The organism is Gammaproteobacteria bacterium, from assembly GCA_014075255.1.
In the GTDB taxonomy this organism is placed as follows: Bacteria; Pseudomonadota; Gammaproteobacteria; order UBA4575; family UBA4575; genus JABDMD01.
Map to the genome: position 1 here is coordinate 472,781 of CP046178.1, position 14,522 is coordinate 487,302.

Consider the following 14,522-nt stretch of genomic DNA (forward strand, 5'->3'; position numbering starts at 1 on the left):
TCAATATCGTTGCCTATGTTTAGTTATCGTTCCTTAGCTTTTTTTGGCTTAGTAATTTGCACTGCATCCATGTTATTTGCAGTACTTTATCTAGAAAGGACTTTGTATTTAGATCCTTGTCCGCTTTGTATTTTAGATAGAGTAGTGATCATGGCTTTAGGAGTGTTATTTTTAATTGCATTATTGCATGGACCAAGAACTATTTTTGCTAAAATAAATGGAGTGCTTAGTATTGTATTGACTTCGATAGGAATCGGCCTTGCTTCCCGGCATATTTGGTTGCAAAACCTACCCAAGGATCAAGTGCCTGAGTGTGGACCAGATTTGTACTTTATGTTGGATACCTTGCCACTATTTGAAACACTTAAAAAAACGCTTACGGGCTCTGGCTCATGCGCTGATACGAGTTGGACTTTTGCAGACTTAACGATTCCAGAGCAGACCTTAATTTTATTTGTGATTTTACTGATTTTATCTGTCATTCAGACACTGCGCGCTCGAAAACCTCTTTAAACCTGCAAGGTAACTGTTAGAATTCCTTTCTTTTATGTCTTGGCCAATGCGGCTCTATATATTAGTAATAGATTGAGATAATCGTGAGTACTTCCGCTAAAGAAATTCATCCCATTCCAAATCGCGCGCCAGTAGCAACAAAATATGTCGAGTTGCATGGAGATTATGGCACGACAGATTTCATGATGCGGCGCGGTGAAGTATTGCCAGAAGTGAATGTGGCGTATGAAGCTTGGGGTAATCTTTCAGAGACTCATGACAATGCTGTTCTGGTATTTACAGGTTTATCCCCCTCAGCGCATGCCTGTTCCTCATCAGAAGATCCAGCTCCCGGTTGGTGGGAGTATATGATTGGGCCAGGCAAACCTATTGATACGAATCGTTTTTATGTTGTATGTGTGAATTCACTGGGAAGTTGCTTTGGCTCTACAAGCGCAAACTCGATCAATCCAAAAACAGGTAAGCAATACTGCTCTGAGTTTCCCGAACTAACGATCGAAGACATAGCAAAAGCAGGACACCACGCTATGCAGGAGCTCGATATAGAACATTTATGTGCAGTTATTGGTGCATCTATGGGTGGCATGTCTTCGCTTGCGTATGCATTACAGTATCCTGATGAAGTGGATCACGTAGTCACGATATCAGCAGCATGTCGTTCTTTGCCATTAGCTATTGCAATGCGCTCACTGCAGCGTGAAATTGTACGTTGCGACCCTGATTGGAAAAATGGTTGTTATGAACCCGATGAAGAGCCAAAGAACGGAATGGTGTTGGCGCGGAAACTAGGCTTAGTTTCTTATCGTGCGGCAGAAGAATGGAATGAGCGTTTTAATCGTGCGCGTATAGATCCAAGTCGTCGCAGCAAAGATAAATTTGGCATTGAATTTGAAGTCGAATCTTACTTAGATTATAACGCGCATAAGTTTGTAGAAAACTTTGATGCAAATAGTTATTTGTATTTATCGCGTGCAATGGATTTATTTGATGTTGCTGAACATGGTGGTTCTGTAAATGCAGGTCTTGCAAAAGTTCATGCTAAAAAGACATTAGTGGTTGGGGTTGATACCGATATTTTATTTCCCATTCAGCAACAGGAAGAAATCTATAATGGAATCAAGAATGCAGGGCGTAATGTTGAATTTGAACGCATCGCATCGACGAAAGGACACGATGCATTCTTAATTGACGAGGAGTTATTTAGTCCTATAGTTAGAAAGTTTTTTGCAGAAATTAAATAATTGTTATTTCTTAACGTTTATTAATATCAACATATTCTCTCTCATCCGAACCAGTATATAGCTGGCGAGGGCGACCAATTTTCGCAGCAGGATCACTCATGTGTTCTTTCCAATGTGAAATCCAACCAACCGTTCTTGCCAGTGCAAAAATCACAGTGAACATTTCCATTGGTATTCCCATTGCACGTAAAATAATTCCAGAGTAGAAATCTACGTTTGGATATAGCTTACGTTCTACAAAATAATCGTCAGAAAGTGCAATTCTTTCTAATTCCATTGCTGTGTCAAAAAGAGGTTTGTTTGGGTTGTTATCGCCGAGTTCAGCTAATAACTCATGACACACTTCTCGGATAATTTTTGCACGTGGGTCATAATTTTTATAAACGCGGTGGCCAAAGCCCATTAATCGGAAACCAGAATCTTTGTCTTTAGCGCGGTCGATATAGTAGGCCACGTCGTTGTCTGAATCTACGATGTCCTCAAGCATGCGAATTACCGCTTCATTTGCACCGCCATGAGCAGGACCCCAAAGAGAACTGATACCTGCTGATAAGGCCGCATATGGATTTGCCCCCGAGCTGCCCGCTAGACGCACCGTTGAGGTAGAGGCATTTTGTTCATGGTCAGCATGCAAGATTAGAATTACATCCATCGCTTTGATGAAGGTAGGACTTGGCTCGTAGTCTGTAGTCGGCAAGCCAAACATCATGTGCAAAAAGTTAGGCACATAATCTAGATCATTGTTTGGATACATAAACGGCTGGCCAATAGAATACTTGTGTACCCAAGCTGCCATGGTGGGCACTTTTGCAATCATACGGTTTGCTGCAATTTCGCGTGACTCTGGGTCATGCACATCGATCTGATCATGATAGAAAGCAGATAATGCGCCTACAGTAGCGACCATCATCGCCATGGGGTGAGAGTCGTTATGGAACCCCAGGTAGAATCGACGCATTTTTTCATCAAGCATGGTGTGCATCTTTTGGCGCGCTTTAAATTCATCAAATGCTTGAGCTGAAGGCAACTCTCCATAAAGAAGTAGGTAACAGACCTCTAAGAAAGTGCTTTTTGCTGCAAGTTGTTCAATAGGGTAGCCACGATAACGTAGTAGGCCGATATCACCATCAATGAAGGTGATCTTGCTATCACAGCTGCCTGTAGATACAAAACCTGGGTCGAAAGTGAAATAGCCAAGCTCTTTGTATAACTTGCCTATATCAATCACGCTTGGGCCATTGGTGCCATCAAGAATTGGTAGGTCGACTGTTTTCCCTGTCGTATTATCAGTGACTGTGACGGTACGATCTGCCATGTTGCCTTCTCCTAAATGAATCTAAATTCGTAATTTGTTTAATCTGTGATCAAAACTGACGGCTACCCGCATTGATTTGGGCACTACTATAATCAGTATATTTAAGGTCTGAGATTAAAAAGTATTCGTAACTTATTGTTATTATATAAGTTATATAGTATGCATTGTTATTATTCGCTGCACCAACTCGTTCAAATTTTAGCAAATTATAGCATTTTTTGAACTGGCCAGTGGAGAGAGATAGCTACTTATTCAAGTAATTACGCTTTAGTCTTGGTTAAGAATTGCTCAACATAATTAGCAATCATGTCAATATTATTAAGGTCTAAAAGAGGAAGCTTGCTTTCCACCTGACTAGGGTCGTCAGTTGCTATCGCAATAACATACTTATCACTTGCAGAAATCAAAGGTTTTTTGAGCGTTGGACGGTGGATTTCTATCTTTGCGATTGGCGCTGATTTGAAGCCTTCGACAATAACAAGGTCAATATTCCTGACTGATATATGCTGCAGCGCTTCTTGAAGAGAAAGTTCTGAGTTTTCATCAGCGTGTTCATGAATCATCGCCCAACGTTTTTGCGATGAAATCAGTATTTGTTGAGCACCGGCTTTGCGTATTTTGTAACTGTCTTTTTCAGGGTGATCTATATCAAAGGAATGATGTGCGTGCTTGATTACGGCAACTCGAAGTTTGCGAGCAGAAAGAATAGGGATCAGTTTCTCGAGTAGTGTGGTCTTTCCTGATCCACTATATGCTGAGAAGCCTATTACGGGTTTGTCGAAAGAAATGGTTTGCATATTATTTTGCAGCTAATTGTTGAGATATGGTTTGTCGATCTTCGGGAGTGTTGATATTAATGAAGCAGTTTTGTTTGTCACTAAAATCAACTGCTTTAAAGTTCTGTTGGGCATACCATCGGTCAATCTTGCGTTCACCACTATTTAAATAATCCAGCAAGCTTTTATGCAAATCACAGTCAATTAATGCGTATACAGGCTGCAGTCGTTGACCGTCATGTGCGACAGCAATATGTGTATTCTCATCTATAGAATCTAAGGCAGAAAATAAACGAGTAACTAGATCTTCTGTAATCAGTGGTCCATCACAAGGGCATGTGCATATATATTTTGTCTTAGCTGCATCCATAGCAGCAGCAATTCCCGCAAGTGGGCCCTGATAGTCAGCAAGTTGATCAGAGATTACAGGGTAAGAATACTTTTTATATTCACTTACGTTTCGATTTGCATTGATTAAGATCTCATTCACTTGGGGCTTTAATATGTCCAATACATATTGAATCATGGTTTGTCCGTTAATTTCGATTAAACCTTTGTCTTGCCCACCCATTCGCCTAGACTTTCCACCAGCTAAGACCACGCCGGTAACATTTTCATTATAAATAGTAGTCATTTAAGTAATATAAAGAGATAGTTTTAATAGTTAGTTTATTTAATGGGGTAAAATACAAATATGATATTGTAAATTGATTCCTATAAAGGCCTTTTATTATGAGTGAACAAATAAGTGATCAACAACAACTTGAACTTGAAGCAGCAGTATACAGAAGGTTAGTTGCGCATTTGCAGGCAAAGACCGATGTGCAAAATATTGATTTGATGAATTTAGCGGATTTTTGTAGAAATTGCTTATCCAAATGGTACGTTGCGGCAGCGAAAGATAAAAATATATCGTTAGAATATGAGCAGGCCAGGGAAATTGTCTATGGTATGCCGTATCCAGAGTGGAAAGATAAGTATCAAAAAGAAGCGACTCCTGAGCAGTTGAGTGCATTTGCTGAGGCTGAGAAAAGACGCAAAGGTTAACTGGTCATATTAAATAATGGCTACCAATACCAAAGATCTTAATGATGACGAGCTATTACGCTATAGCCGTCAGATCATGTTGCCGCAAATAGGCATTGAAGGTCAGCAAAAGATACTTGATTCTAAAGTATTACTTTTTGGGGCAGGAGGCTTGGGTTCGCCAATTGCCATGTATCTAGTAGCAAGTGGTGTAGGTGAGTTAACGCTTGTAGATCCTGATACGGTAGATCTAAGTAACTTGCAACGTCAAATTCTACATTGCACTAAAAATCTTGGTGAAGATAAAGTGCTTTCCGCTAAGCAAACACTTGCTGATTTAAATTCACAAACTCGAGTGCGTACTATTAAAGAAATTTTGTCAGGTAATTCACTTGAGGAAGAAATTAATCGCGCAGATGTCGTGGTAGATGCAACAGATAATTTTCAATCACGTTTTGCGATCAATGCAGCTTGTGTGAAATCTGCCACTGCACTGGTGACGGGGGCGGCAATTCGCTTTGAAGGGCAGGTGTCTGTGTTTGATATGCAGGAAGGTAGCGCGTGCTATCAGTGCTTATTTCCAAATGTTAATTCTGGTCAAAATGAAACCCATGAGAATGAACTAGAAGAAAGTTGTTCTGAAACGGGAATTCTTGGTTCGGTTACCGGTCTTATAGGTGCTATTCAAGCTACAGAGGTCATTAAGCTTTTAGTGAATATTGGACAAACACTTTCTAATAAATTATTGCTCATTGATGCATTGAATATGGAATGGCATAGCGTAAAAATAAAAAAAGACCCTAAATGTGCTACATGTTCGTGTTAAATATAACTGCCTGATTTTCTACTTGTCATTAGCTTTATTGCTGGCATCTTTCTGTCTTTCTGCAAAAACTTTAAATTTCACAACTTCAATAAGCATTGATGCTATTGAAGGCAGCGGAATCGATCTTCGCGACATCAAAGTTAATTTTGATTCTCTACTTGAGAGTAAATCATCTTATTCGATTCAAATAGGGTCTGCTGTCTTGCCAGAAAATAGAGGTACGATTAAAGATATCCATCTAGTGTGCTATGAAGGAGAAATTTCTAAACAAGTAGTTGCGTGTAATGAAGGTGTGTTGTCATTTAAAGATCCACTAGCAAGTGCTGATAAGGCTAAGGTTCAATTTCTTAAAAACAAAGAAGGCGATGTAAGCTTTACAATTGACAATTTTGATCTAGCAGGTGGGTCAGCGTCCTTACAGGCAGATATGCAAGATGATGTTTGGCAAGCTAGACTTAAAAGTAACAATATTTCATTTTCAATGTTACAAGAAGTCTTACCAGAGTTTCCGGAACTCTTCTCAAAGGGTTCAATGAAGAGTGATATTACTTTTTTTGGTAACGGTTCTTCATTGAATACTATCCATGGCGATGCGTATGTAAACAAATTTTCTTTTTCAAATGAAGAAAGTACGGCAGTAGGTGAGGGTGTAGGTGCCAAGATTGGCTTTAGAAGTAAACGATTTCAAGATATCTGGCAGAGTGAAATTAACGCTACGACATTTCAAGGTGAGCTCTATTTTGATCCTGTTTTTATAGATGCTAATGCAAACCCTAAAGATTTATATGGAAGAATCAATTGGCAGGTAGGTTCAAGTAAAATTGAATTAGCGCCGCTGCACTTTGAAGATGCAAATGTCGTGCATCTTGCAATAACTACAATTATTGATATTGAGAAAAAACAAGCAATAACACCTGTTCAAGCTGACATTCAGTATGCTTTATTCCCAAAAGTTTATGATGAATATATGCAGCCATTTTTGCTTGATAGCAACATGGCAGACTTAACAACAAAAGGCAGGCTAGCAGGTTCGATATTATTGGATAGTGGCAGAATTGTTGAAACTAACTTGGATTTAAATTATTTAACTTTTGAAGATAATCAAAATAGATTTTCTATTTCAAAATTGAATGGAAAATTTGGTTGGGGCAAGCGTTATTCTGGAAAAGACTACGAATTTAATTTTGAAACTGCCAGTATTTATAAAATGCAACTTGAGTCTAGTAAATTCTCATTTTCAAATGATGAGCAAGCTTTAGTATTGCAACAGCCTGTAAGTGTGCCGATTCTAGATGGGGCGGTAAACATTGAAAGCTTCAAGGTGATGCATCCCGGTAATAAAGATCAGTCTATTTTGATGGATATCAGTGTAACGCCGGTATCGATGTCAAAGATTTCAACCGCTTTTGGTTGGCCTGAGATGAAGGGTAATCTTTCGGGCTATGCTCCAAATGTAACGTATAAACAAGGCGATGTGGATATTCAAGGAGCATTGCTGATCAGAGGGTTTGGTGGCACAACAACGATTCATAATTTAAGTGCTGCAGATCTATTTAGTCTTACTCCAAAATTATCTGCAGATGTTCAACTTAACAATTTAGACTTAATCTCTCTTACCGAAACATTTTCCTTCGGAGAAATTACAGGTCGGTTAGAGGGTTCAATAAATAATATGCAATTTGTAAGTTGGGCGCCGGTACAATTTGATGCATGGTTTGGAACGCCGGAAACTGATAATTCTCGGCACAGAATTAGTCAAACTGCAGTAGATAATCTTACACAAGTAGGGAATGGTGGCGCCGATATTTTGTCTAAAAGTTTCCTCAAATTTTTTGATAGCTTTGGATACGATAAATTAGGGTTGGGTTGCTCCTTAAAGAACAATATTTGCAAAATGCATGGTGTAAATAGTTTTACACAAGACAATTCACGTGGATTTTATATTGTTAAAGGCCGTGGCGTACCTCGAATTGATATTGTTGGTTTTACCGATGAAGTCTCTTGGCCGGTACTGATCGCGAGATTGAAGAGAGTAGTAAGCACCCAGGAAGTTATTGTGAACTAGTGCAAAATATGTACTATTTGGCTTGGAACTTAGCTATAAGTAGTAAGGTCTTATACATGATATACATTTTTGGCACACTTTATAAGGTGGAAAAACAATGAAGCATAAGTCGATCTTAAGCAGTTTTCTATTTGGTTTGGCGCTATCTGCGTGTGTAACCATAAATATATATTTTCCAGCAGCTGCAGCAGAAGATGCAGCGCGTGTCATTGTGCGTGATGTATTAAATGAAGAAGAAGTTGAAGTCACTAATGAAGATCAAGAAGAAAATAATCAAAGTAACGTAGAGAAATTAGATAATTTTACTTATCTAATAGCAAGTTCAGTTTTAAACATACTTATTTCTCCTGCTCATGCTGAAGCCAATATTAATATTAATACACCTGCCATTAGTGCACTGCGAGGTAGTCTAAAATCGCGTGCAGGATCTTTAAAGCCTCATTATGTAAGTGGTGCAGTTGGTTTAACGGGTAATGCAAATGTTCAGATACGAGACCAATCTTTAATACCACTCAAAGAGCGTAATCGGGTTAAGAAATTGGTTGCGGACGAAAATAAAGAACGTGGTGCGTTATATGCAGAGATTGCACGAGCTAATGATCATCCGGAGTGGGAGGCAGATATTCGATCTACCTTTGCGCGTGTTTGGGTGGAAGAGGTAGCTGCAGGCACTTGGTATCAAAATGCTGATGGTGCATGGGTGCAAAAATAAATGACTCTGCTATCAAGTTGACAGTATTCATTAGCGATCAAGCATAGTTTGGTGGCTGTCTTTTTGCGGTTGGATTCCAGTTTTCGGTCTAGGCTACCCTCTGTTTAGCAGAATAATGGATAACCGCTAGTCTATTGCTAGATTAGCTGTATCTGAGCATAACCGCGTATCTGCTACAATCACTATGGTTAAATTCATAGCGATCTTCATTCAATAATGTGGTCTTTAAAAGAAAAAATTACTGACAAAATTTGGGGCGTTGATATCAATACGCTGCCATGGTGGCAAGGCAGTATGCTAAGTATTGTCCGTTTCATTCATATCATGATGGATGATTTTTTAGATGGACAATTAAATCTTCGTGCCATGAGTTTGGTATTCACCACTATGCTTTCAATAGTGCCGCTTATTGCTGTGAGTTTTTCAGTGATGAAAGCATTTGGTGTACATAATCAAATGGAACCCATGTTATTACAGTATTTAGCACCGCTTGGAGGTCAAGGCCAAGAGATTGCGCAGCAAATTATGGGGTTTGTGGATAATACTAAAGTAGGGCTGCTCAGCGGTGTAGGTTTGGCGTTGTTGTTTGGGATAATTGTCAGGTTAATCAATAAAATTGAAAGCGCCTTTAATTATACCTGGAGAGTTCAACAGTCAGGATCATTGGCGAGAAGGTTTAGTAACTACCTAAGTGTAATTATGGTGGGCCCTGTTTTGGTGTTTGTAGCAATGGGGGTTACCGGTACCGCATTAAATACTTCAATAGCACAAGCAATAATAGCGGTAGAGCCTTTCGGAACGTTGCTTAGCTTGGCAACTAAGCTTGTGCCTTATTTGTTAATTATTGCAGCGTTTACCTTTACCTATTTGTTTATGCCTAATACTAAGGTTAGGTTCGTACCTGCATTAATGGGTGGAATTGCTGCAGGTGTGTTGTGGCAGACCGTGGGTTGGGTATTTGCAACGGTAATGTCGGCTTCTATATCTACTAGTTACACTGCGATATATTCAAGCTTTGCATTTTTGTTTGTGTTTATGATCTGGCTTTGGTGGAGCTGGTTAATATTGTTAGTAGGTTCAAGTGTTGCATTTTATAAACAACATCCTGAATATTTACATATCAACGCGCATGATTTAGCGCTTACTAATAGACAGAAAGAAGAAGTTGCCCTGCAAATAATGGCAATCATAGGCCAACGATTCTATGCAAATACTACTCCTGTATCGGTTACAACATTAGTGAGTTCATTGCACTTGCCTCAGCAATCAATAGAACAACAACTTGATCTACTAGTAGAGCATGGTTTATTGGTAAATATAGACCAAGATGAACTAACATACACTCCTGCTAGACCATTAGAAGAGCTATCCTTAAAAGCTGTTGTGGACACTGTGCGTGAGCCTGGGCCAAGTAGCCATATTAAAAGCACATTGAGTGCTAATTTTAATGCTGTTGAGTCTGCATTAAAAAATGTAGATGAGAGTTTAGATCAAGTTCTTGGAAGTAAAACAGTTAAAGACATGGTCAACGAACTTAATGCTGGTAGTGATAAGCTAGAGGGTAGCGCGGTGACATCGATTAGAAACGTAGAGAGAGATAAATAAGCATGAGTGAGCCAGCAGTAGAAGAGCTTAAATTGAAGCTAAGAGAATTTGCACAAGTTCGTGATTGGGAACAGTTTCATAGCCCGAAAAATCTATCCATGGCTTTATCCGTTGAAGCTTCAGAATTACTCGAGCATTTCCAATGGATGACTGAACAGCAAAGTACAGAGTTGACTCCACAGCGACATGCTGCGGTCGCTTTTGAGATGGCAGATGTATTTATATTTTTATTACGGCTATCAGATCAACTGAATATTGATTTGATGGATATGGCTAAACGTAAGATGGAAATCAATGAAAAACGATATCCTGTCGAAAAAGTTAAAGGTAGCGCAAAAAAATATAATGAATATGATGAAGCATAAGGATATGCTTTTATAAATGACCCTTTCGACCCAATCTAAAATTTTCTATACCTAATTCATACTGTGGAAGAACCCATTCAATCGCTTTCCATTGGCGAAAGCACTATTACTATATTGGGAACTGCTCATGTTTCTCGTGCCAGTGCAGATAAAGCTCAAGAGCTAATCGCATCTAAACAGCACGATGTGATTTGTATTGAGCTCTGCCAAAGCCGTTTTAATGCCATGACCGATCCAAATGCGTTAGCAAAAATGGATTTATTTGATGTTATACGTAGTGGTAAGGCCAGCATGGTAACAGCAAGTTTAGCATTAGGATCTTATCAGCAGCGGATGGCAGAGCAGCTCGGCATTGAGCCTGGTTTAGAAATGAAAACCTCAATTAAGCATGCTAAAGAATTAGATTTGCCGTTAGTGGTAATTGATCGAGAAGTAGGCACTACCCTTAAACGAGTTTATCATAATGTGCCATTCTGGAAGCGCCTTTACATTATTGCAGGTCTATTCACTAGTGTGGTCTCCCGTGAAACGGTTTCAGAAGAAGAAATTGAAAAGTTAAAAACAGGTGATCTCCTAGAAACTACCTTTGCACAGTTTTCTGAAGATGCTAATGATTTATTTGTACCATTAATTGATGAACGTGACAGGTATATGTGCGCGAAACTCCTGCAAACGTTAAAAGAGCACCCTGGCAAGAGTTTATTAGCCGTAGTAGGTGCAGGGCATGTAAAAGGTATGATGAATTATTTGCAGCAAAATTCATCGGATAATACTTATAACGCTGAGAATGTTATTGCAAAGTTAGATGTCATTCCAAAGAAGCGCTCTTGGTTTAAATTAATTCCTTGGATAATTGTAGCGTTAGTTATTTTTGGATTCTATTTGGGTTTTCAAAAAGGTCCAGATTTGGGCTGGAGTTTAATTTGGCAGTGGGTAGTTATTAATGGCAGCTTGTCTGCATTGGGTGCAGCTATCGCGGGCGCACATTTAATCACTATAATTACAGCTTTTATTGCTGCACCGATTACTTCTCTAAATCCGACCATTGGGGCCGGTATGGTGACCGCAGCTATGGAATTATTTATACGCAAACCAACGGTGAATGACTTTAGTGATCTACGTAAAGATACTTCATCGGCTTGGGGTTGGCGAAAGAATAGAGTAGCCAGAATTTTGCTAATTTTTGTGTTGAGCTCATTAGGTTCAGCAATAGGAACCTACGTAGCTGGTTTTAGGATCTTTGAGCAATTAACTTAACGGTAAATCAATCAAACGTAAGTAGAAGTCAATAGTTTTCGTCTAAATGTTGTGACAAGAAAACTTCACTAGATTTGTCGATATAAAGATCTCTTAAACAAGTTTTGTTGGTTTGCAAATAAATTGTATCGTGGGTTACAAATTCGTAAGTACCATAAATTTTATCAATCAAACTTAAGACGACGACTTGCTCGTTGTAAGCGGTTTCTTGGTTAAGGTATTGGCCAATAATTTCAGTTTCATTAAGACCAACGTCTCGGTTCATCGCTATAACTTGTGCAGCACTCGCTTTCCACATGCAGAATTTTTTCATTTCTGGATACTCATCTGCAATAGCTTGATTTGGGATTGCAAGAATAAAGATTAGAGCGAGGAATAACGTTAAATAGAAACTAAAAGCTCTTAACATGGTTAACTCCCTTTAACGGTGTGGTGTTAACATGGTAAGCGGCGAAGAAGTTAAAAAGCTAAGCAATATCTCTCGAAATTATCTAGAGTGTCTGCATTAACGGATATTTGGGCACCAAATATTATTTTTATAAATGGCATGAAAAATATTGATGTACATTTTAACGACAAGTGGCGAGCACAAGAATACGAATAAGAGCTGCATCAGAGAAGATGCAGCAAAATATTTTTTTATATGTCTTTAACTAAATGTTCTAGACCTAATTCTAAAATGAGGTAATGCTCTGTGATTAAACCAACCCGCATTCTTGTATTTCAACATATCGCTGCAGAACATCCAGGGATATTTCGAAAGTTTTTACAAGAAGATGGTATTGAATGGCTTCCAATTGAATTAGATGAAGGCGAGTCTATCCCCAGTTTAGATAAATTTGATGCTTTGTGGGTGATGGGTGGCCCAATGGATGTCTGGGAAGAAAAGGAACACCCTTGGTTAGTCGATGAAAAAGCTGCCATTCGAGAGGCCGTTGTTGAACGTAAACTTCCTTATTTAGGCTTTTGTCTTGGTCACCAACTGCTAGCGGATGCTTTGGGTGGAAAAGTTGGAATAGCAGGTACACCTGAAATTGGTGTTCTTGATGTTAAAACTACGGAGCAAGGTTTAGATAGTCCATTTCTACAAAATCTACCTACTGCATTGAGGTGTTTGCAATGGCATAGTGCGGAAGTAATGCGTGAACCTGAAAGTGCAAAAGTATTAGCTTCAACAAGTGCGTGCCCCATTCAGGCAATGTCTGTCGGAGCTCATGCTTTAAGTGTTCAATTTCATATCGAGATTACTCCTGCCACAGTATCAGAATGGGGAGGAATTCCTGCGTATAAGACTGCATTAGAGAAAAGCCTTGGAAATAACGCTTTAGAAAATTTAAACACCGAAGCAAATAAGTACATTGATGCTATGAATCAACATTCTCGATTACTATATGAAAACTGGAAACGGGCTACGTTGCCAAACGTGTAAATGTCCGCTATTGGCCGAAAGCGGACATAATTTTGGCAAGTTAAAGGGAAATCAGGTTGGAAACTTCAAAATACAAATCTAAAATGTCTGCTTACGACCCAAAGCGGACATTTATGCATTATTTGAGCACCTAAATTGTAAAGAATGAAAACTCTACTATTTGTACTTTTAATTTGTTCATCATCACTGCTTCATGCAGGCCAATTTACAGTGGATAAACGATTTAATATTGTTGCTGTAGAGCTTCTGGAACAATTACCAAAACATGCTGCAGATCGTCTATTAGAGGCAGAGCGAAAGGTATTAGGCTGGAATTTTTCTTTCTATATTGATTACGATAAAACTTGGGTACATATTGCAGAGGTTGAAGTTAGCAGAAATAAAGAAAATGCTACTTTGACTGATGTATCTGTAGTAGTTAAAGAAAGGATAGTTGGTCTAATAAAGTCTAAAATAAAAATACATCCCGCTCTAACTGTCGAATGGGAAGGTAAACTAAAAGAAATGTTGCAAAGTAAATGACCGCTAATGGCCGAAAGGAGACATAGTTAGGTTGAAATAAGGGGAAGCAAGGTTGGAAACTTCAAAACAAACGTTCAAAATGACTGCTTACGACCCAAAGCGGACATTCGTGTTTTCTAAAATATGACATACATATTAGCCAACGAACGAGATAAGGACGCTGCTTCGGCGTTTGAAGAATATAAGAAATATCTCACTGCACATAAAGACAAATTCTCAGAATCTGTTTTCAAGTTAGCATCATCAGACTGGTGGTACGATTTTAATAATCACAAGTGTCCGCATGACGCTTGGCTTGAAAGAGCGCTTATTAGTGAACCATCAAAGGGTGAGAGAAACGAGAACAGAACTACAGAAGTTATATTAATGCTACTTGGTGCGAATCAAGATGGGTACATTGAGTTAAGTTATAAAAACGTAGTTTCAATTAATCTTGATTCACATAATGTAAAGCTGGGACATAAAGATTGGCGATATGATGAGTTTAGATATACAAAGTCAGGGTTATTTGTACATGAAATTGAATGGTCTGGTAGCAATGAGACCGCAAATTGGGAAATTGAAGCAGAAGATATTGAATATAGTTGGCATGATAAATGAAAACTTACATTATGTCCGCTATTGGCCGTAAGTAGACAATGCAAACAACAGACAAAAACACCAGAAAGGCTTTGTTTGAGCTTTTAGCTATAGTATTGCTATTTGTTATCGGCTATTTAATAAACGCATATTTATCAGAGGTTATCGGCAAAGCACTTATTGCTGTAGGAACACTTTATTTAACTTATCTTTGGCTTAGAAGCATTATAAATCCATTTGGTGAGAAATGACTGCTTTCGACCCAAAGCGGACATTCAGCTATTAACAATT

The 14,522-nt window shown here is 38.8% G+C and carries 17 protein-coding genes; 13 read left to right on the forward strand and 4 right to left on the reverse strand.

Annotation, left to right across the window (positions count from 1 at the left end):
- Nucleotides 1-15 precede the first annotated feature (15 nt).
- Nucleotides 16-513, forward strand: a complete 498-nt coding sequence (locus GKR92_02390; protein ID QMU60604.1) for a disulfide bond formation protein B — start codon at nucleotides 16-18, stop codon at nucleotides 511-513.
- 182 nt (nucleotides 514-695) lie between these two features.
- Entirely contained in the window at nucleotides 696-1,754 is a 1,059-nt protein-coding gene (locus tag GKR92_02395; protein ID QMU62691.1) for a homoserine O-acetyltransferase, read from the forward strand.
- Between the two features lie 10 nt (nucleotides 1,755-1,764).
- Here GKR92_02395 and GKR92_02400 read toward each other — a convergent pair whose 3' ends face one another.
- The 3 genes from GKR92_02400 to mobA all read right to left on the reverse strand — a co-directional run bounded on the left by GKR92_02400 (nucleotide 1,765) and on the right by mobA (nucleotide 4,479).
- Nucleotides 1,765-3,069, reverse strand: coding sequence for a citrate synthase (locus tag GKR92_02400; protein ID QMU60605.1), 1,305 nt, complete (start codon nucleotides 3,067-3,069; stop codon nucleotides 1,765-1,767).
- Between the two features lie 260 nt (nucleotides 3,070-3,329).
- Complete coding sequence (gene mobB / locus GKR92_02405; protein QMU60606.1) at nucleotides 3,330-3,866, reverse strand: molybdopterin-guanine dinucleotide biosynthesis protein B; 537 nt, start codon at nucleotides 3,864-3,866, stop codon at nucleotides 3,330-3,332.
- A 1-nt stretch (nucleotide 3,867) separates the two neighbouring features.
- Complete coding sequence (gene mobA / locus GKR92_02410; GenBank protein QMU60607.1) at nucleotides 3,868-4,479, reverse strand: molybdenum cofactor guanylyltransferase; 612 nt, start codon at nucleotides 4,477-4,479, stop codon at nucleotides 3,868-3,870.
- A gap of 98 nt (nucleotides 4,480-4,577) precedes the next feature.
- On the opposite strand from mobA, the gene GKR92_02415 reads away from it, so the two are divergent.
- From GKR92_02415 to GKR92_02445, 7 genes are all read left to right on the forward strand, one after another.
- Nucleotides 4,578-4,892 (forward strand): DUF1244 domain-containing protein, encoded by a 315-nt coding sequence (locus GKR92_02415; protein QMU60608.1) that lies wholly within the window; start codon nucleotides 4,578-4,580, stop codon nucleotides 4,890-4,892.
- Between the two features lie 16 nt (nucleotides 4,893-4,908).
- Complete coding sequence (gene moeB, locus GKR92_02420) at nucleotides 4,909-5,697, forward strand: molybdopterin-synthase adenylyltransferase MoeB (GenBank protein QMU60609.1); 789 nt, start codon at nucleotides 4,909-4,911, stop codon at nucleotides 5,695-5,697.
- Nucleotides 5,698-5,719: 22 nt separating this feature from the next.
- A complete protein-coding gene (locus tag GKR92_02425) occupies nucleotides 5,720-7,762 on the forward strand; it encodes a hypothetical protein (protein ID QMU60610.1) in 2,043 nt (680 codons plus the stop codon).
- 97 nt (nucleotides 7,763-7,859) lie between these two features.
- Nucleotides 7,860-8,474 (forward strand): DUF1318 domain-containing protein, encoded by a 615-nt coding sequence (locus tag GKR92_02430; protein ID QMU60611.1) that lies wholly within the window; start codon nucleotides 7,860-7,862, stop codon nucleotides 8,472-8,474.
- Nucleotides 8,475-8,690: 216 nt separating this feature from the next.
- Entirely contained in the window at nucleotides 8,691-10,079 is a 1,389-nt protein-coding gene (locus GKR92_02435) for a YihY family inner membrane protein (GenBank protein ID QMU60612.1), read from the forward strand.
- A gap of 2 nt (nucleotides 10,080-10,081) precedes the next feature.
- A complete protein-coding gene (locus GKR92_02440; GenBank protein QMU60613.1) occupies nucleotides 10,082-10,444 on the forward strand; it encodes a nucleotide pyrophosphohydrolase in 363 nt (120 codons plus the stop codon).
- A 54-nt stretch (nucleotides 10,445-10,498) separates the two neighbouring features.
- Nucleotides 10,499-11,701, forward strand: a complete 1,203-nt coding sequence (locus GKR92_02445) for a TraB family protein (GenBank protein ID QMU60614.1) — start codon at nucleotides 10,499-10,501, stop codon at nucleotides 11,699-11,701.
- Between the two features lie 28 nt (nucleotides 11,702-11,729).
- Here GKR92_02445 and GKR92_02450 read toward each other — a convergent pair whose 3' ends face one another.
- Nucleotides 11,730-12,110 carry a hypothetical protein gene (locus tag GKR92_02450; GenBank protein ID QMU60615.1) on the reverse strand — a complete coding sequence of 127 codons (381 nt, stop codon included), beginning with the start codon at nucleotides 12,108-12,110 and terminating at the stop codon, nucleotides 11,730-11,732.
- Nucleotides 12,111-12,395: 285 nt separating this feature from the next.
- Between GKR92_02450 and GKR92_02455 the strand changes: the two genes are divergently transcribed.
- The 4 genes from GKR92_02455 (at nucleotide 12,396) to GKR92_02470 (ending at nucleotide 14,482) form a co-directional block, all read left to right on the forward strand.
- The gene (locus GKR92_02455) at nucleotides 12,396-13,130 is read left to right on the forward strand and encodes a type 1 glutamine amidotransferase (GenBank protein ID QMU60616.1); all 735 of its coding nucleotides are present in this window, start codon (nucleotides 12,396-12,398) and stop codon (nucleotides 13,128-13,130) included.
- A gap of 144 nt (nucleotides 13,131-13,274) precedes the next feature.
- Nucleotides 13,275-13,652, forward strand: a complete 378-nt coding sequence (locus tag GKR92_02460; protein ID QMU60617.1) for a hypothetical protein — start codon at nucleotides 13,275-13,277, stop codon at nucleotides 13,650-13,652.
- A 123-nt stretch (nucleotides 13,653-13,775) separates the two neighbouring features.
- Nucleotides 13,776-14,252, forward strand: a complete 477-nt coding sequence (locus GKR92_02465) for a hypothetical protein (GenBank protein ID QMU60618.1) — start codon at nucleotides 13,776-13,778, stop codon at nucleotides 14,250-14,252.
- Between the two features lie 38 nt (nucleotides 14,253-14,290).
- Nucleotides 14,291-14,482 (forward strand): hypothetical protein, encoded by a 192-nt coding sequence (locus GKR92_02470; GenBank protein QMU60619.1) that lies wholly within the window; start codon nucleotides 14,291-14,293, stop codon nucleotides 14,480-14,482.
- Nucleotides 14,483-14,522: the final 40 nt, after the last annotated feature.